The sequence below is a fragment of the Bradyrhizobium sp. BR 10261 genome, assembly GCF_019455395.1.
Lineage (GTDB): Bacteria > Pseudomonadota > Alphaproteobacteria > Rhizobiales > Xanthobacteraceae > Bradyrhizobium > Bradyrhizobium manausense.
In genome coordinates, this window is record NZ_JACOFQ010000019.1 from 1 (window position 1) to 21,635 (window position 21,635).

20 protein-coding genes are annotated in these 21,635 nt (G+C 63.4%); 16 read left to right on the forward strand and 4 right to left on the reverse strand.

What is annotated here, in order from left to right; all coding sequences use genetic code 11:
• Positions 1–831 (forward strand): ketol-acid reductoisomerase (gene ilvC / locus HYH07_RS21800; RefSeq protein WP_220004425.1); only part of this gene is annotated, 831 nt, incomplete at its 5' end.
• 43 nt (positions 832–874) lie between these two features.
• Entirely contained in the window at positions 875–1,063 is a 189-nt protein-coding gene (locus tag HYH07_RS21805; RefSeq protein WP_220004426.1) for a hypothetical protein, read from the forward strand.
• A gap of 183 nt (positions 1,064–1,246) precedes the next feature.
• On the opposite strand, the gene HYH07_RS21810 is transcribed toward HYH07_RS21805, so the two are convergent.
• Entirely contained in the window at positions 1,247–1,867 is a 621-nt protein-coding gene (locus HYH07_RS21810; protein WP_220004427.1) for a hypothetical protein, read from the reverse strand.
• A gap of 113 nt (positions 1,868–1,980) precedes the next feature.
• On the opposite strand from HYH07_RS21810, the gene HYH07_RS21815 reads away from it, so the two are divergent.
• Both HYH07_RS21815 and HYH07_RS21820 read left to right on the forward strand, forming a co-directional pair.
• On the forward strand, positions 1,981–2,634 hold the full coding sequence (locus HYH07_RS21815) for a TetR/AcrR family transcriptional regulator (RefSeq protein ID WP_228749699.1): 654 nt from the start codon (positions 1,981–1,983) through the stop codon (positions 2,632–2,634).
• Positions 2,635–2,829: 195 nt separating this feature from the next.
• Positions 2,830–4,542, forward strand: coding sequence for a sulfatase-like hydrolase/transferase (locus HYH07_RS21820; RefSeq protein WP_220004429.1), 1,713 nt, complete (start codon positions 2,830–2,832; stop codon positions 4,540–4,542).
• 124 nt (positions 4,543–4,666) lie between these two features.
• Here HYH07_RS21820 and HYH07_RS21825 read toward each other — a convergent pair whose 3' ends face one another.
• Both HYH07_RS21825 and HYH07_RS21830 read right to left on the reverse strand, forming a co-directional pair.
• Positions 4,667–6,226: an ABC transporter permease/substrate-binding protein gene (locus tag HYH07_RS21825; RefSeq protein ID WP_220004430.1), complete on the reverse strand. Its 1,560-nt coding sequence runs from the start codon at positions 6,224–6,226 to the stop codon at positions 4,667–4,669.
• Positions 6,223–7,008, reverse strand: coding sequence for an ABC transporter ATP-binding protein (locus HYH07_RS21830; protein WP_220004431.1), 786 nt, complete (start codon positions 7,006–7,008; stop codon positions 6,223–6,225). The genes HYH07_RS21825 and HYH07_RS21830 overlap by 4 nt, the downstream gene beginning before the upstream one ends.
• 144 nt (positions 7,009–7,152) lie before the next feature.
• On the opposite strand from HYH07_RS21830, the gene HYH07_RS21835 reads away from it, so the two are divergent.
• From HYH07_RS21835 to HYH07_RS21885, 11 genes are all read left to right on the forward strand, one after another.
• Positions 7,153–7,971, forward strand: a complete 819-nt coding sequence (locus HYH07_RS21835; RefSeq protein WP_220004432.1) for an ABC transporter ATP-binding protein — start codon at positions 7,153–7,155, stop codon at positions 7,969–7,971.
• Positions 7,971–8,756 carry an ABC transporter permease gene (locus HYH07_RS21840; RefSeq protein WP_220004433.1) on the forward strand — a complete coding sequence of 262 codons (786 nt, stop codon included), beginning with the start codon at positions 7,971–7,973 and terminating at the stop codon, positions 8,754–8,756. The genes HYH07_RS21835 and HYH07_RS21840 overlap by 1 nt, the downstream gene beginning before the upstream one ends.
• 72 nt (positions 8,757–8,828) lie before the next feature.
• Entirely contained in the window at positions 8,829–9,854 is a 1,026-nt protein-coding gene (locus HYH07_RS21845) for an ABC transporter substrate-binding protein (RefSeq protein ID WP_220004434.1), read from the forward strand.
• Between the two features lie 29 nt (positions 9,855–9,883).
• A complete protein-coding gene (locus tag HYH07_RS21850) occupies positions 9,884–10,588 on the forward strand; it encodes an NUDIX hydrolase (RefSeq protein ID WP_220004435.1) in 705 nt (234 codons plus the stop codon).
• Positions 10,589–10,681: 93 nt separating this feature from the next.
• Positions 10,682–11,992, forward strand: a complete 1,311-nt coding sequence (locus HYH07_RS21855) for an ABC transporter substrate-binding protein (RefSeq protein WP_220004436.1) — start codon at positions 10,682–10,684, stop codon at positions 11,990–11,992.
• 15 nt (positions 11,993–12,007) lie between these two features.
• Positions 12,008–12,778, forward strand: a complete 771-nt coding sequence (locus HYH07_RS21860) for an ABC transporter ATP-binding protein (protein WP_220004437.1) — start codon at positions 12,008–12,010, stop codon at positions 12,776–12,778.
• Complete coding sequence (locus HYH07_RS21865) at positions 12,778–13,482, forward strand: ABC transporter ATP-binding protein (RefSeq protein ID WP_220004438.1); 705 nt, start codon at positions 12,778–12,780, stop codon at positions 13,480–13,482. Before HYH07_RS21860 ends, HYH07_RS21865 begins: the two co-directional genes overlap by 1 nt.
• Positions 13,483–13,489: 7 nt before the next feature.
• Positions 13,490–14,371: a branched-chain amino acid ABC transporter permease gene (locus HYH07_RS21870; protein ID WP_057747268.1), complete on the forward strand. Its 882-nt coding sequence runs from the start codon at positions 13,490–13,492 to the stop codon at positions 14,369–14,371.
• Positions 14,368–15,387: a branched-chain amino acid ABC transporter permease gene (locus HYH07_RS21875; protein WP_220004439.1), complete on the forward strand. Its 1,020-nt coding sequence runs from the start codon at positions 14,368–14,370 to the stop codon at positions 15,385–15,387. The genes HYH07_RS21870 and HYH07_RS21875 overlap by 4 nt, the downstream gene beginning before the upstream one ends.
• Complete coding sequence (locus HYH07_RS21880) at positions 15,347–16,276, forward strand: polyphosphate kinase 2 family protein (protein ID WP_220004440.1); 930 nt, start codon at positions 15,347–15,349, stop codon at positions 16,274–16,276. The genes HYH07_RS21875 and HYH07_RS21880 overlap by 41 nt, the downstream gene beginning before the upstream one ends.
• Positions 16,273–17,310: a patatin-like phospholipase family protein gene (locus HYH07_RS21885; protein WP_220004441.1), complete on the forward strand. Its 1,038-nt coding sequence runs from the start codon at positions 16,273–16,275 to the stop codon at positions 17,308–17,310. The genes HYH07_RS21880 and HYH07_RS21885 overlap by 4 nt, the downstream gene beginning before the upstream one ends.
• A 290-nt stretch (positions 17,311–17,600) precedes the next feature.
• On the opposite strand, the gene HYH07_RS21890 is transcribed toward HYH07_RS21885, so the two are convergent.
• Positions 17,601–18,485, reverse strand: a complete 885-nt coding sequence (locus HYH07_RS21890; protein ID WP_220004442.1) for an MBL fold metallo-hydrolase — start codon at positions 18,483–18,485, stop codon at positions 17,601–17,603.
• A 567-nt stretch (positions 18,486–19,052) separates the two neighbouring features.
• Here HYH07_RS21890 and HYH07_RS21895 point away from each other — a divergent pair.
• On the forward strand, positions 19,053–21,386 hold the full coding sequence (locus tag HYH07_RS21895) for a mechanosensitive ion channel domain-containing protein (protein ID WP_220004443.1): 2,334 nt from the start codon (positions 19,053–19,055) through the stop codon (positions 21,384–21,386).
• Positions 21,387–21,635 lie beyond the last annotated feature (249 nt).

Sequence of the window (21,635 nt, forward strand, 5' to 3'; positions counted from 1 at the left end):
GTGATGGAAGTGGCCGAAGCCGCCAAATGGGCCGACCTCGTCATGATGCTGACCCCTGACGAGCTCCAGGGCGACATCTATCGCGAGCACCTGCACGACAACATGAAGAAGGGCGCGGCCCTGGTGTTCGCGCACGGCCTCAATGTCCATTTCAACCTGCTCGATCCGCGCGCCGATCTCGACGTGCTGATGATCGCGCCGAAGGGCCCCGGCCACACCGTGCGCTCGGAATATCAGCGCGGTGGCGGCGTGCCCTGCCTGATCGCGATCGCCAAGGACGTCTCGGGCAATGCCCATGATCTCGGCCTGTCCTACGCTTCGGCTGTCGGCGGCGGCCGTGCCGGCATCATCGAGACCACCTTCAAGGAAGAGTGCGAGACCGACCTGTTCGGCGAGCAGGTCGTGCTCTGCGGCGGCCTCGTCGAGCTGATCAAGGGCGGCTACGAGACCCTGGTCGAGGCCGGCTACGCGCCGGAGATGGCCTATTTCGAGTGCCTGCATGAAGTGAAGCTGATCGTCGACCTGATCTATGAAGGCGGCATCGCCAACATGAACTACTCGATCTCCAACACCGCCGAGTACGGCGAGTACGTCACCGGCCCGCGCATCGTGACCGCCGAGACCAAGGCCGAGATGAAGCGCGTTCTCGCCGACATCCAGGGGGGCAAGTTCGCCCGCGACTGGATGCTGGAGAACAAGGTCAACCAGACCTCGTTCAAGGCGACCCGCGCCAAGCTCGCCGCGCACCCGATCGAGGAAGTCGGCGCAAAGCTCCGCGACATGATGCCCTGGATCAAGAAGGGCGCGCTGGTCGACAAGTCGAAGAACTGACGACAGCGCCGTCATTCCGGGGGGCGCGAAAGCGCAACCCGGAATGACGAATGAAGCACAAGCTTCGCTCGCCAAACCAAATCTTAAATCTTCGCGATTAAATCTGAGCGAGATCGCAAACAGCGGTCTCGCTCTTTTCTTCTCATGCGAAGCATTGCTGCTTCATTCAAATTCTTCGCGCCTTGATGTGCTTTCAGAGAGCGAAGAACTGACGCTTAAACCACATTCTTGAGTTCGCGTCGTTTTTCAAGATTTTTTTCAGAGCCCCTGATCATCAAAACCGCAATGCTCTCAGCGGGTAGAACCCGGCTCTTCATCCGCGCTCTCAAGGCATCATCGATCGCGATTGGCAACATTCGCACGCCGCTTCATCTTAAGAACGCACACCCGATACGCCTTCTTGCAAGCCGTCCTCTCAGCTCGCCGGGATGGCTTGCCCGCGCGGGTGGCGGGCCATTGCGATCATCCGCAGCGCCATGACCGCGAGCAGCGGAATGAGGAACGCGGCGTAGGCCGGCATGGCGGGCACGCGCTTGCCGAACGACACCATGAACTGAAACCAGAGATAGTAGCCGCCGACGAGGTGCAGCGTGCGCCAGGCCCGCGGTCCGAGCAGTGCGGCAGTACGATCGAACGAGGTCGCGCTCATGGCAATGATCATGGCATAGCCGATGCCGCCGAAGATGTAGGAGGCCGGCGAAGTGGCTTCCGCAAAGCCTGCTGGATCCATCCTGGCGAAGACGACGATCGCCGCCGCATGGATGGCGTGGGAGACCGCAAAGCTCAGGCCGAGATAGCGGCGGTTGCGCCGCTGCCAGCGCGTCCAGGCGTTGGGCCAGAGCCGGGCCACCGCTGCAGCGCTGAAGGCCAGACAGAACAGCAGCAGCGAGCTGCGCGCCGTGAAGCGGATCACCATGCGGACGCCCTCGACCTCGAACTGGCGCATCGAGGCGATCCAGAGGCTCAAGGCGATCAGGCTCAGCGTGAGCACGGCAAGCAGCCGCCAGCCTTCGAACCAGTTGTGACGTTGCGACATCGTAGCGTCTCCTCCGTTATGTAATGTAATCATCGATTACATTTCGAGGGGGCGTAATCGTCAATAGTGTAATCGATGCTTACATTCACGTTCGGGTGATGCTAGGAAGCATTATGCCCAAGCCCCGGATTTCAAAGCCCCGCGCCCGTCGCCAGGCACCCGAAGCCCGGCCCTATCACCACGGCGACCTCCGCCGTGTGCTGATCGATGCTGCGTTGCAACTGGCGGCGGAGGGTGCCGAGGTCTCCGTGCGCGAGGCCGCGCGCCGCGCCGCGGTCTCGCCGGGAGCGCCGTTCCGGCACTTTCCCAACCGCGACGCCTTGATGGCTGCGGTGGCCGAGGAGGCGCAGCGGCGCTTTCGCGCCGAGATCGAGGCCGCGCTGGCGGAAGCGAGCTCCGCTGATCCGCTGGCGCGCTTCCGCGCCTTCGGCATCGCCTATGTGCGCTGGGCGATGCACAACCCCGCGCATTTCGAGATCATCTCCACGGGACGCTATTTCGCGTATGGCAGCTCGGCCGAATTGCTCCGCGACAACGCCGAGCTCGTCGCACTGACCGAACGAATGTTGGCTGAGGCGGCCGCGCAGGGCCTGCTGCGCTCGCCGGATCTGAAACGTATCCTGATCGCCGGCCGCGCTCTGATCTACGGCTTTGCCCGCATGAACCTCGACGGCCATTTCCCGCGCTGGGGCGTCGAGGAGGGGGAGATCGAGCGGATGGCGGAGGGCGTGATCGATCTGTTCATCGCAGGGATCGCCAAGAGCTAGGTCATCCAAGTGCGGCCCTTCGCCGTCCGCTAACATTAAGCGAGGGTCGGATCGCCGCGCGCGTTGCCTGTTCGTGACCGTTCCATTACAGTTTTGTGACACGGTGCAGCCGGCTGCGCCGTCCGCCTTGGCGGCCTCGAGGCTGGCCAGACGGCTTGGCATCACCGCGCCGGACCCAAGTTCAGCGTGTCGTCGATGGCGTCCGCGCCCAATCCAGGTCCTTCTGCCACCACCGCCGTTCTGGCGAGCGTCGCCGCGGTCGGCATCTGGCGGCTGCTGGCGGTGGCCGCGCCGCATGTCGCTGCTCTTGCGCTGATGTACGAGACCGAGACCGATTTCGGCTCGCGCCTGTCCTTCCTGCTCGCCTGGGGCATTCTCAACTTCTTCTGGATCACGCTACTGCGCCGGCCGGCGCTGTCGGGCGCATTGTCGCTGACGATGGTCGTGGTGTTGGTGCTGCTGTCCCGGCTCAAGCACGACGTCGTGCAGATGACGGTGAACTTCATCGACCTGATGATGATCGATCGCGACACGGTCGCGTTCCTGTTCACGATATTCCCGAATTTGCGCTGGTCGGTAATCGGGGCTGGCCTTGTCACGCTGCCGCTGATGTATGCGCTGTGGTGGCTCGATCCGTTCCGCATCCGCCGCCTTCCAGCGCTGGCCTGCAAGCTCGCCTGTCTCGCCGCCCTGGTGTTCTATTCCGCCTATCATCCGGACGAGGCCTGGCGCGGCTATTACGACGATGGCTATCTTTCGAAGTTCTTCCGCTCCGGCGTCACTGCGGTGTCCGATTTTGTGGAGTACGGCTTCATGGAGTCGGCCGCCACGACCAATGAGCGGCTCAATATACCGCTGGTCGACGCCTGCCACCCGGCGGGCCGCCGACCGAACATCATCATGATCCATGATGAATCGAGCTTCGATATCCGCGCCGCGCAGGGCATCAAGGTGCCACCGGGCTACGGCAGTCATTTCAAGTCCTGGGACGGCAAGGAGCGCACCTTCCTGGCTGAAAGCAATGGCGGGCCGAGCTGGTTCACCGAATACAACGTGCTGGCGGGTCTGTCCTCGCGCTCGTTCGGCCGCTTTGCCTATTTCGTGACGCGCCTTGCGTCGGGCCGGGTCGAGCGTGGCCTGCCGCTCAGCTTACGCCGTTGCGGCTATGACACCATGTCGCTCTACCCTGCCTATGGCGGCTTCATGAGCGCACGCGGCTTCCAGATGACGACCGGCGTCGAGCGCTTCCTCGATTCTCATGATCTCGGCGCCAAAGACGTCGAGCCCGACAGCTTCTTCTACGACAAGACGCTGCGGTTGATGGCCGAGCGCACGCCGAACAAGCCGCTGTTCACCTTCATCTATCTCGGCGCCAACCATTTCCCCTGGGAAACGCGCTTCCGTCCCGACCTGCTGCCGAACTGGCGCGCGCCGGGCAACCTGCCGTCCATCGACGAATATCTGCGCCGCCAGGCCATGAGTGCCAAGCAATACAAAGCCTTCCTCGCAGGCTTGACCAAGAATTTTCCGGGCGAGCCGTTCCTGATCGTGCGCTATGGCGATCACCAGCCGGAGTTCGCCCCTGCTATCCTCGAGCCCGGGCTCGACGAAGGCGCGATCGGCAAGAGGCTCGACGCCTATGATCCGCGCCTCTACGCCACCTATTACGCCATCGACGCGGTCAATTTCGAGCCGGTGAAGAGCGACGCCGTGATGGACACGATCGATGGCCCCTATCTGCCGCTGGTGATCCAGGAGGCTGCCGGCATCCCGCTCGATCCGTCGTTCGCCGAGCAGAAGGAGATCATGCTCCGCTGCAAGGGCATCTTCTACGGCTGCAAGGACGGCGCCGAGGCGCGGCGGCTGAACCGGCTGCTGATCGATGCGGGCATGATCAGGGGGCTGTAGTTTCACCGCAATTCTGAAAATCCGTAGGGTGGGCAAAGCGAAGCGTGCCCACCACCTCTCACATGCATCCAGAGACCGTGGGTACGGCGCTTATGCGCCTTTGCCCACCCTACGAACTCTCACCTTATCGCCCACCGACCTTCTCCCACAGCCACTTCGCCACTGCATCCGGCGAGGAGTTCGCATCGTTGCCGCTGGCGCGCAGGTTTGCCTCGCGCATGGTGGAGATGTCGATCTTGCCGAGCAGCGGGCTCAGCGCCGCCTTGAGCCGCTCGTCGCCGGCGCGCTTCGGCGCCAGCAGCAGGATCGCGTCGTAGGGCGGGATCGCCTGCTTGGGATCGTCGAGGGCCACCAGATCATATTTCGCGATCAGGCCGTCGCTGGTGTAGCCCGCGATCACGTCGACCTCGCCGCTCGCCACCGCCGCATACATGAAGTCCGGTTGCATCTGGCGCTGCCCGCCGAACTGAAGGCCGTAAGCCTTCTGCAACGCCGCCCATTCCGGTCGCGAGAAAAACTCGTAGTCGCCGGCGATCGACATCGTCGAGGTGTGCGCGGCGAGATCGGCGATGGTGTGGATGCCGAGCGCGTCGGCGCGCTTTTTCGGCATCACCAGCGCATAGGCATTCTCGAAGCCGAGCTCGCCGAGCAGGGTGATGTTGTCCTTGGCGAGCGCTGTCTTCAACTCCGCGACCAGCTCTGCGCGCGGCTTGATATCGGTGCGGTGCAACTGATTGGCCCAAAGCGTGCCGGAATAATCGACATAGAGATCGATATCCCCGGCCTTCAACGCCCCGAAGACCACGCTCGATCCGAGGCCGGATCGCGCCGTTGCGGAGAGGCCTGCGGCCTGGAGGCGGTCGCGAAGCAGGGCCGAGAGCACATATTGCTCGGCAAAGGTTTTCGCGCCGACAGCGTAGCCGGACGACGAGCGTCCCATCGTCGGCACCAGCGTCGCCGCAACCAGCGCCGCGATCCCGGTCGCGCCGAGCGCAGTACGCAAGCGGCCGCGCTGACGCAGGCCGCTCTCGATCAGGCCGAGCAACTGGTCGACCGCGAGCGCCAGCAGGGCCGAGGCGACGCAGCCGAACAACACGAACACCCAGTTCTGGGTCTGGAGTCCGGCAAAGATGTAATTGCCGAGGCTGGTCTGCCCGATCGGCGTCGACAGCGTCGCGGTGCCGATCACCCACACCGCAGCGGTGCGAATGCCGGCCATCATCACCGGCAGCGCCAGCGGCAGCTCGACCATGACCAACGACTGCCGTGGGGTCATGCCGACGCCCTTGGCGGCTTCGATCAATGCGGGATCGATGCCGTTCAGTCCGGTGATGCCGTTGCGCAGCACCGGCAGCATCGAATAGAGCGCCAGCGCCAGCATCGCCGGCAGGAAGCCGAACGCAGAGAAGGAAACGCCGAACCATTTCAGCGTCACCGAGGCTGCGAACAGCAACAGGGGGTAGAACAATGCGAGCAGCGCCAGCCCCGGCACGGTCTGCACGATGCTGGCGAGGGCGAGCAGGATGGCGCGCGGCGCCGGACGATTGCGCGTCAGGATGGCGAGCGGCAGGCTGACAAGGAGGCCAAGCGCCAGCGCGGCAAGGCTCACCCGCACATGATTGCCGAGATAGTCGGGCAGATGCGACAGCGCCTCGCCCCAGCGCGGATCGTTGAAGAGGCTCATGCGGCACCGCCCTGTCGTAGCAGCAGTGCGTTCAGCCGCTCGACCTGACGGCGGGGCGTGCGCAGCAATTCCAGCACATAGGCATCGCTGCTCGCTGACAGCTCCGTCGGCGTACCTTGCGCGAGCAGCCTTCCGCCGCGCATCACCGCGATCCGGTCGGCGAGCAAGATCGCCTCCGTCATGTCGTGCGTGATCATCACGGTGGTCAGGCCGAGCTTGCGGTGCAGCTCGCGAAAATCCTCGCCAAGGGCGTCGCGGGTGAGGGGATCGAGCGCACCGAACGGCTCGTCCATCAGCATGATGCGGGGCTTGGCGGCCAGTGCCCGCGCCACGCCAACGCGCTGGCGTTGGCCGCCCGAAAGCGCCTCCGGCAGCCGGTCGCGATGGGAGGCACGGTCGAGCTGCATCAGCTCGATCAACTCGTCGACGCGCGCGACAATCTCGGCTGCCGGCGCGCCGAGCAGTTTTGGCGTGATCCCGATATTGTCGGCGACGCTCAAATGCGGAAACAGCCCGGCGCTCTGGAAAACGTAGCCGATCCGGCGCCGCAGTGCGACCGGATCGATGTCCTGCACGTTCCCGCCCTCGATCGTGATGGTGCCGCCATCGGCCTCGATCAGCCGGTTGGCGAGCCGCAGCAGCGTCGTCTTGCCCGAGCCCGAGCCGCCGACGACGGCCAGAAGCTCGCCCTCGGCGATGTCGAGCGACACATCGTCGACAGCCCTGAGGGCGCCGAAGCTCTTGCTGACGTTTCGGTAGCTGATCGCCGGCTTGGAAGGCATCGCTGACGGGCTCGCTGTTCTCTTACCCTCCCCCTCCAGGGAGGGCGAGAGCAGGGCCAAGGCCCATGCGTAGCACGCCTGGCCGCTTGATTGAACTTGGTCGCGCGAGCGGCTAAGGCATCAAGCCAAGTTTGGAGGGAACATATGACAACGCCCACGGCGGTGGCGCTGGAAGATGCCAAGGTTGCGTTCCGGCTGGGGGACGGGCGGGTCTATACAGCGGTGGAGAAGGCCCATCTCACGGTCGCCCAGGGCGAGTTCGTCGCCATTGTCGGGCCGACCGGCTGCGGAAAATCGACGCTGCTCAACGTCGCCGCCGGCCTGCTCAAGCCGGCCGCCGGCAGCGTCAGGATTTTTGATCGGCCGCTCGGGGGGCTGAACCGGGATGCCGGCTATCTGTTCCAGGCCGACGCGCTGTTCCCCTGGAAGACCGCGCTCGACAACGTTGCCATCGGCCTCGAGATCAGGGGCACGGCCCGAACCGAGGCGCTACCCCAGGCGCAAAAATGGCTGACGTCCGTGGGCCTCGGCGCCTTTGCAAGCCGCTATCCCCACATGCTTTCAGGCGGCCAGCGCAAGCGGGTGGCGCTGGCGCAGGTCCTGATCCGTGATCCCAAAATCCTCCTCATGGACGAGCCGTTCGGGCCCCTCGATGCGCAGACGCGGCAAGTCATGGGCAATCTGCTGCTCGATCTCTGGAATGCCGACCGCAAGGCCGTGCTGTTCGTAACCCATGACCTCGAGGAGGCCATTGCGCTCGCCGACCGCGTCGTGATCATGTCGGCAGGGCCGTCCTCGCGCATCATCGGCGATTGGCGCGTCACGCTTCCGCGCCCGCGCGACATTTTCGAGGTGCGGCTCGACAAGGAGTTCCATGCGCTTCATCGCGAGATCTGGAGCGTGCTCAAGGACGAGGTGATGAAGGGCTACGCGCAATCCACCCACGCGGCGGAGGCGGTCTGATGTCGCGCGTCTCGCTGCTTGCGCTGCAGCTCCTGGTCGCGATCGTCGGCATTGTGCTGTGGCAGTTGCTGTCGACGGTGCCGGTGTTCGGCAAGATCCTGCTGCCGCCGTTCTTCTTTTCCAATCCGGTCGATGTGTTCGATCAGATCGTCAAATGGTTCGTCTCCGGCGTGATCTGGAAGCATCTCGGCATTACGCTCATGGAATCGATCCTGGCCTTCGTGATCGGATCGCTCGGCGGCGTTCTCATCGGCTTCTGGTTCGCGCGCCAGCCGCTGGTTGCCGCCGTGTTCGACCCTTACGTGAAGATGGTCAATGCGTTGCCGCGCGTGGTGCTCGCGCCGATCTTCGCGCTGTGGCTGGGCCTCGGCATCTGGTCCAAGGTTGCGCTCGGCGTGACGCTGGTGTTCTTCATCGTGTTCTTCAACGTCTATCAGGGCGTCAAGGAAGTCAGCCGCACCGTGCTCGACAACGGCCGCATGCTCGGCATGAGCGAGGGGCAGTTGATGCGGCACGTCTATTGGCCGTCGGCGCTGTCGTGGATGTTCTCCTCGCTGCACACGTCGGTGGGTTTCGCCGTGGTCGGCGCCGTCGTCGGCGAATATCTGGGGTCGGCGGCCGGCCTCGGTTATCTCATTCAGCAGGCCGAGGGCGTGTTCGATGTCGCCGGCGTGTTCGCCGGCATGTTCGTGCTGTCCGCCTTCGTCATCCTGATCGATTTCGGGGTGACGCTGGTGGAGCGGCGCCTGCTGGTCTGGCGTCCGACCGTAGACGGCCGCGGGTAGGCGTATCCGTTAGTCGCCTTCTCAAGCCCACCCCGCTGCTCTATGGTGCCGCCAGCCGAACGGAGGAAACCAATGAAGAACACGATTGCCAGGCTCGCCGGCGCCTTGCTTGCGCTGACGCTCACCACCTCGCTTGCCGCAGCGCAAAGCAAAGTTACGGTTGCGGTCGGCGGCGGCGCGTGCCTGTGCTATCTGCCGACGGTGCTGGCCAAGCAGCTTGGCGAGTACGAGAAGGCCGGCCTCAATGTCGATCTGGTCGACCTCAAGGGCGGCTCGGACGCGCTCAAGGCCGTGCTCGGCGGCAGCGCCGACGTCGTATCCGGCTATTTCGACCATTGCGTCAACCTGGCCGCCAAGAAGCAGGAGTTGCAGGCGTTCGTGGTCTATGACCGCTATCCCGGCCTCGTGCTGGTGGTTGCGCCCTCGCACACGGCCGACATCAAGTCGATCAAGGATCTTGCCGGCAAGAAGGTCGGCGTCAGCGCACCCGGCTCCTCCACCGATTTCTTCCTGAAATATCTCCTGAAGAAGAATGGTCTCGACCCCGCCGGTACCGCCGTGATCGGCGTCGGCCTCGGCGCCACCGCGGTGGCTGCGATGGAGCAGGGGCAAATCGACGCCGCGGTGATGCTCGATCCCTCCGTCACGGTGCTCAAGGGCAGCCATCCGGACTTGCGTATCCTCAGCGACACCCGGACGCAAAAGGACACGCTCGAGACCTTCGGCGGTGAATATCCGGGTGGCGCGCTATACTCGACGGCGGCCTGGGTCGCTGGCCATGAGAAGGAGGTGCAGGCGCTCACCAATGCGATGCTGTCGACGCTCGCCTGGATCCATTCGCACTCTCCCGAGGAAATCATGGCGAAGATGCCGGAGGAGATGGTCGGCAAGAACAAGGACCTCTATCTCGCTGCGCTGAAGAACACGATCCCGATGTTCTCCGAGACCGGCAAGATGGACCCGAAGGGCGCGGATGCCGTGCTCGCGGTGTTCAGCGTCGGCTCGCCCGAGGTCGCGAACGCCAAGATCGACGTCAGCAAAACATTTACCAACAAGTTCGTCGACCAGGCCAAGAAGACCACGGGGAGCGCCAAATAACTGACGCGAAGGCGTAGTAACAAGGCGTCATGACGTCCCTGGTCATTCATCGCGTCACGACGCTCGACCTTGCGGTGCGGCCGATCGTCTGGCCGTTCGCGGAGGAACGGCGCGCCGAGATCGCGGCGCATTTCGCCGAGAAGCAGCGCGAGCGGCCGAAGCTCTGGAACGGGCGCGTCCTGCTCGGGCGCGATGCCGTGTTCAGTGATGGTCGTCTTGCCGCGACCTATTTCGAGACCGATTTCGCCAGTTTCCTCGCCTGGCGCGACTGGGGCTTTCCCGACAAGGCCGTGTTCAACGGCTTTGGCATGGGCGCGCTGCGCGCCTCAGACGGCGCCTTCATCATGGGCGAGATGGCGACCCACACTGCGAATGCCGGCCGCATCTATTTCCCCTCTGGTACGCCCGACCTCGATGACGTCAGTGAGGGAGTCCTCGACATTCCCGGCAGTGTCGTCCGAGAACTCGGGGAAGAGACCGGGCTGACCGCTGTTGACTACCGGGCCGAGCCGGATTGGCACTGCATCGTCACCGGCCCGTCGATTGCAATGATACAGGTCCTCAACCTTGATGTGCCGGGCGACGTGGCCCGCGCCCGGATCGAGGCCAATCTTGCACGCGAGACCGAGCCCGAGCTGTCGGCTATTCATCTCGTGCGCGGAATGGGCGATCTCACGCCGGCCATGCCGCGATTTGTCACGGCCTTCGTCGAGCAGCAGTTCGCCTCGCGCTGAGCGCGAGGCTTGACATCGCCGCGCGCAGCCCATGTGATGGGCAAGAAGCAAAAGCAACAAGAACACGACGCACAATCGTCCAGGGAGGTTTAGATGCGCCTGCGCATGGCTGCCCGCTTGGTACGTGGGCTGTTGATCGCGATTGCAGCGATGGGCCTGGCGGCTTCGGCCCAGGCTCAAGACAAGAAGATCAAGATTGGCGTGATTTTCGACCTGACCGGCCCGCTTGCGGGCGGCGGCTCGGAACTCGAATATCTCGGCACCAAGATCATCCTCGACCATTTCAGCAAGACCGGCGTCGCGGGCTACAAGGTCGAGGCTGTTTACGCCGATGCGCAGAGCAAGCCCGACATCGCCATCAACGAATCCGTTCGCCTGCTCGAGCAGGAGAAGGTCGACCTGGTGCTCGGCTTCTTCTCGTCGGCGCAATGCGTGCCGGTGGCTGCCCGCGTCGAGCAGCTCAAGAAGTTCATGTGGATGACGACCTGCATCTCGTCTGCCGTGTTCGCCGACAAGAACTACAAATACGTCTTCCGTCCGCAGGCCAGCGGCGATCAGTTCGGCGCGATGACGATGGATTTCATTGCGCAGAACGCTCAGGCGAAGTTGGGCAAGGAGCCGAAGGACCTCCGCGTCGCCATCATCCACGAGGATGGCTCCTATGGCGTCGACGTCGCCAAGGGTAACGAGGCGGGCGCCAGGAAGGCCGGCTTCAACATCGTGCTGAAGGAGGGCTATTCGGCCACCGCGCCAGATCTCTCCGCGCTGGTGACCAAGCTCAAGCGTGCCAAGCCTGATGTCATTTTCCACACCGGCTACAACCCTGATATCACGCTGCTGTTGCGGCAAGCACGCGAGCAGGGGCTGAAGTTCGCAGCGCTCGTCGGCCACGGCGCGGGCTACGGCGTCTACGAAAAGCTCAAGGAAGGGATGGGCGCTGACGCGAGCTACGTCTTCAACGCCGATCCGATCTCGATCTGGCTCGCCAACCAGAAGACCATGGATCCGAAGCTTGCCCCCGTCATCAAGATGGTCGGCGAGGAGTTCGACAAGATCAAGCCCGGCGTCGCTATCCGCTCGGCTCATGTCGGCATCGGCGCGTCCAACACCTACGTCTTCATGGATGACGTGCTGCCGCGCGCGATCGAGAAGTATGGCGGGGTTGATCCGGAGGCGTTGCGCAAGGCTGCGCTGGATACCGATATCCCCGAGGGCGGCACCATGCTCGGCTTCGGCGTCAAGTTCTTCGGTGAGGGCACGCCAATGGCAGGGCAGAACGAGCGCTCGTTCCCTGTCGTGATCCAGTATATCGACGACAAGTCCTGGGTGGTGTGGCCCAAGAGTCAGGCGCAGCGCGAAGCCGTGTTGCCGCTGCCGAAGGGCACCACCTACAGCAACCAGTAGCGGCGGAGCAGGGCTGTGCTGGAAGTGAACGGATTGGTGAAGCGGTTCGGCGGCTTCACCGCCGTCAACAACGTGTCGTTCAGGGTCGGGCAGGGCGAGATTGTCGGGCTGATCGGCCCCAACGGCTCGGGCAAGAGCACGATCTTCAACATGCTCTCAGGCACGCTTTCGCCGAGCGCCGGATCGATCCTGTTCGATGGTTCGGAGATCGCAGGCCTTGCGCCGCACCGGATCATCAACCGCGGCATCGGTCGCACCTTCCAGATCCCGCGGCCGTTCCGTCGCCTCTCCATTTTCGAGAACGTTGCCCTTGCCGGCTTCTATGGCCAGGGTTGCCATAGTCGCGTCAAGGCCGAGGAGGCGGCCGAGCGCTCGCTTGGGATGGTAGGATTGCCGACCGATCGTCAGGCCAGCGTCGACGGCCTCGGCGCGGCCGGTTTGAAGAAGCTCGAACTTGCGAAAGCACTCGCCACCGCGCCAAAGCTTCTGCTTGCTGACGAGAGCCTCGGCGGTCTCGACGAGACCGAGATGGACCAGGCGGCGGACATGCTGCGCAACATCCGCGACGAGCTCGGCATCACCATCATCTGGGTCGAGCACATCATGGGCGTGTTGATGCGCGTCGTCGACCGCGTCATGGTGCTCGATCACGGCGAAAAAATCTCGGAAGGGCTGCCGAGCGCGGTTGCCGGCGACCCCCGCGTCATCGAGGTCTATCTCGGCACTGATGCCGAGACCACCCAGGCCGCGGCCGCCGAAGCCCGCCGTCGCGCGGGAGGCCAATGATGCTGGAGCTTCGTGGCGTCAGCGCAGGCTATGGCACCTTCCAGGCGCTGTTCGACGTCGATCTCGACGTCAAGGCTGGTGAGGCCGTCGGCGTGATAGGTCCCAATGGCGCCGGCAAGACCACCTTGATGCGTGTCATCTCCGGCCTGATCCGACCTTCGCGCGGATCGATCGCGATGGAGGGCGTCGACGTGCTTGCTACGCCGGCGCACCAGATCGTCAGCCTTGGCATTGCGCATGTGCCGGAGAACCGGCGGCTGTTTCCGCAGCTCTCGGTCGACGATAATCTCAAGATGGGTGCCTTCATGAAGGAGGCGCGCGGTCGTTATGCCGAGCGGCTGGAGGTCGTGTTCGACCTGTTTCCCCGGCTGAAGGAGCGCCGCCATCAGATGGCCGGTACCATGTCGGGCGGTGAGCAGCAGATGTGCGCGATCGGCCGTGCGCTGATGTCCAACCCAAAACTTCTGCTCCTCGACGAGCCGTCCGCCGGGCTGGCGCCGGTCGTGGTCCAGCAGGTGTTCGAGCTGGTGAAGCGGATCCGGGCCAGCGGGCTGACGGTGCTGATCGTCGAGCAGAACGTGCAGCAGGTGCTGCGGGTGGTCGATCGCGCTTATCTGATCGAGGCTGGCACGATTCGCAGCTCGGGCACTTCAGCCGAGATGCTGGCGAGCGACACGGTCAAGGAAGCGTATCTGGGGGTATGAGGCGCATATGCAGGCGGTCCTGGACATTTTCGACATCTACTTGCTGGAAGCGGTGATCAACGGCATCCTGCTTGGCGGCGTGCTGGCGCTGCTTGCGCTCGGGCTCAACCTGATCTTCGGCGTCATCGACGTCACCTGGATCTGCTACGCCGAACTGGTGATGATCGGCATGTACGCCATGTATTTCATGGTCCAGTATTACGGCTTCAGCTATTTCATCGCGGCGCCCCTGACCATCCTGCTTGTCGCGATCCTCGGTGCACTCTTGCATTATCTCGTGATCGCGCCGCTGCTCACAGCGCCGCCGATCAACCAGCTGCTTGCGACCGGTGGCGTGCTGTTCGTGCTGCAGAGCTTTGCCACAGTCGCTTTCGGCATCGACTTCCGCAACCTCGGCATCCGCCTGCCGGTGCTCGCCTTCGGCGACATGAATTTCAGTTACGCGCGCCTCCTCTCGTTCCTGGCGGCGCTGGTCGGCATGGTCGCGGTCTATCTGTTCATGACCCGCACCTTCACCGGCACCGCGATCCGCGCCATCTCGCAGGATCGACAGATCATGGCGCTGATGGGCGTCGATACCAAACGCATCTATCTGATCACGTCCGCCATCGGCGGCGGGCTGGCCGGGCTAGCCGCCTGCCTGCTCGTGCTGCAATATGACGTGCACCCCTTCGTCGGTCTCTCCTTCGGGCCGATCACCTTCCTGATCTGCGTGCTCGGCGGTCTCGGCAATTTCATCGGCGGCTTCATCGCGGCCTTCGTGTTCGCCGAGATCATCTCGCTCGGCGGCCTGTTCTCCGATCTCGAATGGGGCTACGTGCTCGCCTTTGCCTTCTTCATTGTCATGATGTTCATCCGGCCCGCGGGCCTGCTCGCGAGGCGGCGATGATAGGGCAGGGATGGCTTGCGGCATGGGGGATCGGATTGGCGGCGCTGGTCGCGCTGCCCTTCGTCTATCGCGATCCCTATCATCTGCACATCCTGGTGCTGATCCTGATCTGGTCGTTCGCCTACACATCATGGTCGATGATGGGGCGATTCGGCCTGGTCTCGCTCGGGCACGGCGGCTTCATGGGCATCGGCGCCTATGTCACCGCGCTGCTGTGGAATCACCTCGGCCTGTCGCCGTGGATCGGCATTCCGGTCAGCATGGTCGCGGCCGGCGCGCTGGCGCTGATCGTCGGCTATCCCTGCTTTCGCTTCCGCATCACCGGGCACTATTTCGTGCTGGTGACGCTGGCGCTGTCAGGCATCGTGCTTCAGGTCATCACGGCGACGCGCGATTACACCGGCGGCTCGCTCGGTTACACGCCGAACCGGGCGTCCGGCAACAAGCTGCTGGCGCTGCAATTCGACGACAAGACCAGCTGGTATCTGATCGCGCTTGCGGTCTGGCTTGTCGGCATCGTCGTCTGGCATCTGATCGATCGCAGCATGAGCCGCTATGCGCTGGAGGCGATCTCGGAGGACGAGGACGCCGCGGCCGCCGCTGGCGTCAATGTCACCGCGGAGAAACTGAAGATCACGCTGATCAGCGCCTTGATGACCGCGCTCGCCGGCGCGATCTATTGCCAGTACCAGATGTTCATCACGCCCGACACCGTCAGCGGCATCGCGGTGTCGTTGCAGATGGTGTTCGCGGCCATTGTTGGCGGCCTGTTCGTGTCGCTTGGCCCCACCGTCGGTGCTGTCATCACCATCCTGCTCGCGGAAACCTTGCGGATCGGCTTCGGCACCAAGGCGGTCGGCTGGGACAATCTCGTCTACGGCGTGCTGCTGGTGCTTTTCATCATATTTCTTCCCAAGGGCATCCTTGGTAGCCTGCTCGATCGATTGAAGCCGCAACGCAAGGTGCCCCGCGCTCATGAGCAAAAAGCCGTCCAAATCGCTCGCCCAGGAACTTGACCGCTACATCACGCCATTCCGCCATGACGGGTCCGGCAAGTTTCACCTGAAAGACTACAAGACCAACGAGAAGGGCAATCTGGACAAGGATAAGGCGCAGGAGATTCTCGATGCCAACAAGAAGCGTCTCGTCGAATTCCAGGAGAAGCTCTACGCCCAGGACCGCTGGTCGGTGCTGATCGTGTTCCAGGCCATGGATGCCGGCGGCAAGGACAGTGCGATCAAGGCGATCTTCGAGGGCATCAATCCGCAGGGCTGCGAGGTCTCCGCCTTCAAGGCGCCGAGCAGCAAGGAGCTGGACCATGACTTCCTCTGGCGTCACGTGGTCGCGTTGCCGGAGCGTGGCCATATCGGCATCTTCAACCGCTCTCATTACGAGGAATGCCTGGTGACGCGCGTGCACCCGGAGCTCCTCGCCAAGGAAAAGCTGCCGCAGCGGCTCGTCACCAAGAACATCTGGAGGGAGCGGTTCGAGGACATCGCCGCCTGGGAGCGCTACCTGATGCGCAACGGCATCGTGGTGCTGAAATTCTTCCTCAACGTTTCCAAGGAGGAGCAGCGCAAGCGCTTTCTCGACCGGTTGGAAGAGCCGGGCAAGCAGTGGAAATTCTCGATGGACGACATCAAGGAGCGCGCGCTGTGGCCGCGCTACCAGGCGGTCTATCAGGACATCGTGCGCCACACCGCAACGCCGCACGCGCCCTGGTATGTCGTGCCCGCCGACCACAAATGGTTTGCCCGCGTTGTGATAGGCTCCGTGATCGTGGCGGAGCTCGAAAAGCTGGACCTGCGCTTCCCCCGTGCCGACAAGGCTTCGCTGCGTGAGTTTGCCGAGGTCCGGAAAGCGCTGGAGAGCGAGGGGAAGGGAGGAAGGAAGCGCAAGAAGTGACCGCTCCCGAGACCAGGAACCAGAAGAACGTCAACTTCGCGCTGCAGGGCGGCGGCGCGCACGGCGCCTTCGTCTGGGGCGTGCTCGACCAGGTGCTCGAGGACGGCAGGCTCGCGATCGAGGCGATCAGCGCCACAAGCGCGGGCGCGATGAACGCGGTGGCGCTCGCCTCGGGCATGGCCATCGGCGGAGCCGAGGCGGCGCGGCAGAACCTGCATGCGTTCTGGTACGAGGTCTCGCGGATGGACCAGCTCTATGACCTGTTCTCACCCGTCAACCAGGTGATCCAGGCCCTCAAGCTGCCGCCGGAATATCACCCCTTCCACGCCTTCATCCATACGCTGACGCACACGGTGCCACCGAACCTGCTCAACCCGTTCCACTTCAATCCGCTCCGGTCCTTGCTGCAACGCGTGATCGATTTCGACCGGCTCAATTCGTCGCCGGACGCACCGCGGCTCTTTCTCAACGCCACCAATGTCCGAACCGGCAAGATCAAGGTGTTCCAGACGCCGCTGCTCAGCGCAGAGACCGTGCTCGCGTCGGCCTGCCTGCCGCCCTATTTCCAGGCGGTCGAGATCGACGGCGAGCATTATTGGGATGGCGGCTATCTGGGGAATCCCGCGATATTTCCGCTGATCTATCGCAAGGGCAGTCACGACGTCATCATCGTGCAGGTGACCGCGATCCGGCGTGACGAGCTTCCGGCAAGCGCCGCCGACGTCCTCCATCGCATCAACGAGATCAGCTTCAATTCGTCACTGATGCGCGAGATGCGCGCGATTGCGTTCGCGACCCGGCTCATCGACAACGGCGAGCTCGATCGCAATACGCATAGCCGCATGTTCATGCACTGGATCGGAAACGACCAGCTGATGTCGCAACTCGGAACGGCAACCCAGTTCCATCCCGAATGGAGCCTCTTGTGTCGTCTGCGCGATGAGGGCCGCGAGGCCGCGCGAAGCTGGCTGACGCAAAACTTTGACCGGATCGGAAAGTCCTCGACGGTCGACGTGACGGACATGTTTCTCTAGGCCGCTGAGAGCCATCGAGAAAAGTTCGAAAACAACCCCATGCACAGTAGCCCTGGGTCATGGAATCAATAGCTTGCCGGCGAATGCGCTTGATATTCTGATTTTTAGAAAATTGCTTGATCCGTCGGGCAAAACAGGGGCATGATGTCATCATCGCGACAGCTCTCGTAGGGTGGGCAAAGCGTAAGCGTGCCCACGTTCCGAGAGGGATGGTGGGCACGGCGCAAGTGCGCCTTTGCCCACCCTACGATTTCAGCGCGAGCGAAGCTCGTCGCGTCAGTGCAAGGCCATTAGTACCCGCGTCCCCACCAGTAGCAGAAGCGCTCGATATTGGCGGGCAGGCCCGCCTCGTAATTCGCCCATTTCTCGTATTTCGGCAGCTTCACTTCCTTCATCGCGGTGTCGAAGCATTTGCCGGCATCGGCCGCCTTCTTCACCTCCGCCGATAGATCCTCCATGTAGGCAATGTCGTCCTCGACGTCCTTCTTGGTCCCGAGCCGGCCGCCGGCGCTGGGATGGCCGGGGATCATCCGCTCCCAATCGAGCGAGGCCAGCTTCTTCAGCGAGGCGATATATTCCAGCGGCGAGGCGTTGTCGGGGATGTTGCGGAACTGGACGGATTCGATCGGCGCGAAGTCGACCACGAAGATAATTTTCTCCTTGGGCAGCCGCATCACCAGCGAATTGTCGGAATGGTTGCGGCCGACATAGTCGAGCTCCAGCGTGGTGCCGCCGAGCGTGATGATCTTCTGGTTGTCGACCAACTGGTCCGGCATCACGACATCGGCCAAAAGCGAATTCTGCTTCTTGAGCTCGAGCAGCCGCTCCTTGGTGCGGCGATGCGCGATAAAGGTGGCGCCGAGATCCTTGAACGGCTGGCCGCCGGCGATGTGATCGTAATGGTGGTGGCTGTAGATGACGTATTTGATCGGCTGGTCGGTGACCGCCTTGATCGCGTCGATATAGGGTTTTGCCGGCCGCAAATAGGAGATCGGGTCGGTCGCGATCACGCCTTTCGGAGTCACCACGAACATCGACTGATGGCCGCCATAGCGGAAGACGTAGACATTGTCGGTGCCCTCGACTTTCTTTGTCGAGGTCTGCGGCGGCGTCTGCGCGAGAGTTGAACCGGTGACGAGGGCCGCGACAACGGCGATGCAAGATAACGCTTTCATCTCTGGCTTTCTGAGAAAGGGGATGGCGAGGGAGGCGGAGATCGTCTCTCACACAAACGCTGCGGAGAGGGATTTATTCCGCGCTCCTGCGCGTCTCCTACGCGGTCAGTCTGTCCCGGAACAGCTGTGCAAATGTGATCCTTGGGGACATTGATCCCGCTTGACAGTTTTATGTCATGGGAGGAGCATGGCTGTGGTCGCGATCAGCGCGACGCGTAACGTCCACCTCATGAGCAAGGGGAGGTCTATGACTCCACCTCCGCAAATCCAGCCGCGTTAAGTGCGATGGAGCTCGTTCGGACTATCGCATAGCGGCAGAAACCGCGAACGGCACGCCGGGTCAAGGTTTAGTGGGCTGCAGACAGTAAGGCAGAGCCCCTACCTGCCCGGCGCTGTGCGTTTTCGACGCGTTCGCTGCATGAAATGAAATGCCTAGAGATCGTCGCCTCACCGGCAAACTTCCGACATACGATCGGGGCGAATAGCGGCTTCCGACATGACGCATGCGTTTGGTGCGGCGACGATTCGACCGCTGCCAGCGCATTTCATTTTTTTTAGGGAATCCGCGTGTCGCATAAGTTCGCCTCGGCGCTTGTCGCAGCCTTCCTTCTCGCGCTCTCATCTTTCTCCCCAGTCCATGCAGAGCCGCCAGCGCCCGCCGCCAAGAGGGCGGCCTCACTGTCGCCCGACGAGGCCAAGCGGGCGCTGGAGACGCTTCAGGACGACAAGAAGCGCGCGCTGATGATCGACACACTGCGCGCGATCGCCGATGCGTCGGGCGAACAGCGGCCGCCGGCGCCGGAGCAGAAGTCGCCAATCCCGCTCTCGTCCGATGGACTCGGCGCACAGCTTCTGCTGACCGTGTCCGAGGAGATCGGCGAGATTTCGCGCGACGTTGCCGACATGGCGCGGACGCTCACGAATTTCCCGGCATTCTATTACTGGATCGTGCGGACCGCGAATGACCCTGATGCCTATCATTTGCTGATCGAGATCGCCTGGAAGCTGGCACTGGTGTTCGGCTGCGCGCTCGCGGCGGAATGGGTGATTGTCCGCCTGATCCGGCGTCCCGTTGCCTTCCTCGAACGACGAGTGCCGCAGACCGCGCGCCTGTCGGCCCAGGCGCTTCCCATTGCCGATCCGCCGTCATCGGTCGCCGACGTCACTCCTGCGGCCGAATTGCACAGGCACCGGCACAGCCTCGCACGCGTCTGGCAATTGCTGCTGCGGCTGCCCTTGGTGCTCGGACGGCTCGTGCTCGAGTTGCTGCCGGTGTTCGTTTTCGTCGGTCTTTCGACCGCGCTGCTCGGAACGGAGATCGGCGAACCCGCAACGGTCCGCCTCGTGATCCTCGCGGTCGTCAATGCCTATGCGTTTTCGCGCGGGCTCATCTGCATCGTTCGTGCCCTGGCGGGACCGTTCGGCCTGTTTCCGGTCCGAGCCGAGACGGCGGCCTATGTCGAGATCTGGGCCCGCCGCATCGTCGGCGTTGGCGTGTCTGGCATCGCCCTTGCCAATGTCGCCCTCCTGCTCGGCTTGCCCCGCACCGGCTATGCCGCGCTGCTGCGCATGGTGATGCTGGTCGTCCATCTCTTCGTTGTCGTCATCATCCTGCAATGCCGCCGCCAGGTGGCGGACGTCATTCGCGCGCCCGCCGAACGGCAAGGCATTGCGGCGCGTCTGCGCCATCGCATCGCCGGCGGCTGGCATTATCTTGCGATCGCGCTCGACCTCGCGTTGTGGGGGGTCTGGGCGCTGAACATCCGCAATGGCTATTCGCTGCTGCTGCAATATTTCGTCGGGACCGTCGTGGTGGCGCTGATGACGCGGGTCGCCATCATGGTGACGCTGAGCCTGATCGACCGCGGCTTCCGCATCCAGCCGGAAATTCTCCATCGCTTTCCTGGCCTGGAAATCCGCGCCAATCGCTATCTGCCGCTGCTGCGCAGGATCGTCTCCGGCGTCATTGCCTTCATCGGCTTCGTCGCCGTGCTCGAGGTCTGGGGCGTCGACGCCGTCGTCTGGTTCTATGGCGGCCAGATCGGCGGCCGGCTGTTGTCGGCGGTAGCGACGATCGGCGTCGCCGTCGCCATCGCCGCGGCGATCTGGGAGGCCAGCAATGCGCTGCTGGATCGCCAGATCAACACGCTGTCGCGCGACGGACATTATGCCCGCGCCGCGCGGCTGCGCACCTTCCAGCCGATGCTGCGCACGGCGCTGTTGTGCCTCATCGCCACCGTCGTCGGCCTCACCGCGCTCAGCGAAATCGGCGTCAATGTCGCGCCGCTGCTCGCGGGCGCCGGCATCGTCGGCATCGCCATCGGCTTCGGCTCGCAGAAACTGGTGCAGGATCTCATCACCGGCCTGTTCCTGCTGCTGGAGAACACGGTGCAAGTCGGCGACACGGTCAGCGTGTCGGGGCTCACAGGCGTGGTCGAGAACGTCTCGATCCGCACCATTCGCCTGCGTGCGGGTGACGGCGCCGTGCACATCGTGCCATTCAGCGCGGTGACGACCATCACCAATGCCAGCCGCGGCGCCGGCAATGCCTCCGTCAGCGTCAATGTCGCCTACAAGGAGGACACCGATCGCGCCGGTCAGATCCTCAAGGACATTGTCGACGAGATGCGCCGCGAGAGCGAATTCCGCCCGCTGATCCGTGGCGACCTCGAGCTTTGGGGCATCGACAAGGTCGATGGTGCAATGGTGTCGATCGTCGGTCAGATCCGCTGCACCGAGGCCGGCCGCTGGCCGGTCCAGCGCGAATTCAACCGTCGCATGAAGCAGCGCTTCCAGCAGAACGGCATCGAGGTCGCATCCGCGACCCAGACCATTTTGATGCATGTCGCGCCGCCGGCCGATCTTGCCGCCAACCTGACGCCGAGACGGGCGGCCGGATAACCGCGCTGCGGATTTTCCGGCTTGCCTCCTGAGGATTTCCGGTCATTCCGGGGCGCGCGTCAGCGCGGACTACGGTGCGCAATTGCGCACCTGAGAATCCATCGCACGACAGTTCTGCGGCCCGATGGATTCCGGGCCCGCGACTTCGTCGCGTCCCGGAATGACGCGGGGAGAGAATAACCAGCGGATCGCCCGCGAAAGTCTCGCTGCGGTGCGAGATCACAATCCCGGCCCAGGGGGCAACGTCCT

Excerpts from the sequence above, each read along its gene's own strand:
- HYH07_RS21805 (WP_220004426.1), top strand. The coding sequence starts at position 875 with ATGACGAATGAAGCACAAGCTTCGCTCGCCAAACCAAATCTTAAATCT.
- HYH07_RS21810 (WP_220004427.1), bottom strand. The coding sequence starts at position 1,867 with ATGTCGCAACGTCACAACTGGTTCGAAGGCTGGCGGCTGCTTGCCGTG.
- HYH07_RS21815 (WP_228749699.1), top strand. The coding sequence starts at position 1,981 with ATGCCCAAGCCCCGGATTTCAAAGCCCCGCGCCCGTCGCCAGGCACCC.
- HYH07_RS21820 (WP_220004429.1), top strand. The coding sequence starts at position 2,830 with ATGGCGTCCGCGCCCAATCCAGGTCCTTCTGCCACCACCGCCGTTCTG.
- HYH07_RS21825 (WP_220004430.1), bottom strand. The coding sequence starts at position 6,226 with ATGAGCCTCTTCAACGATCCGCGCTGGGGCGAGGCGCTGTCGCATCTG.
- HYH07_RS21830 (WP_220004431.1), bottom strand. The coding sequence starts at position 7,008 with ATGCCTTCCAAGCCGGCGATCAGCTACCGAAACGTCAGCAAGAGCTTC.
- HYH07_RS21835 (WP_220004432.1), top strand. The coding sequence starts at position 7,153 with ATGACAACGCCCACGGCGGTGGCGCTGGAAGATGCCAAGGTTGCGTTC.
- HYH07_RS21840 (WP_220004433.1), top strand. The coding sequence starts at position 7,971 with ATGTCGCGCGTCTCGCTGCTTGCGCTGCAGCTCCTGGTCGCGATCGTC.
- HYH07_RS21845 (WP_220004434.1), top strand. The coding sequence starts at position 8,829 with ATGAAGAACACGATTGCCAGGCTCGCCGGCGCCTTGCTTGCGCTGACG.
- HYH07_RS21850 (WP_220004435.1), top strand. The coding sequence starts at position 9,884 with ATGACGTCCCTGGTCATTCATCGCGTCACGACGCTCGACCTTGCGGTG.
- HYH07_RS21855 (WP_220004436.1), top strand. The coding sequence starts at position 10,682 with ATGCGCCTGCGCATGGCTGCCCGCTTGGTACGTGGGCTGTTGATCGCG.
- HYH07_RS21865 (WP_220004438.1), top strand. The coding sequence starts at position 12,778 with ATGCTGGAGCTTCGTGGCGTCAGCGCAGGCTATGGCACCTTCCAGGCG.
- HYH07_RS21870 (WP_057747268.1), top strand. The coding sequence starts at position 13,490 with ATGCAGGCGGTCCTGGACATTTTCGACATCTACTTGCTGGAAGCGGTG.
- HYH07_RS21875 (WP_220004439.1), top strand. The coding sequence starts at position 14,368 with ATGATAGGGCAGGGATGGCTTGCGGCATGGGGGATCGGATTGGCGGCG.
- HYH07_RS21880 (WP_220004440.1), top strand. The coding sequence starts at position 15,347 with ATGAGCAAAAAGCCGTCCAAATCGCTCGCCCAGGAACTTGACCGCTAC.
- HYH07_RS21890 (WP_220004442.1), bottom strand. The coding sequence starts at position 18,485 with ATGAAAGCGTTATCTTGCATCGCCGTTGTCGCGGCCCTCGTCACCGGT.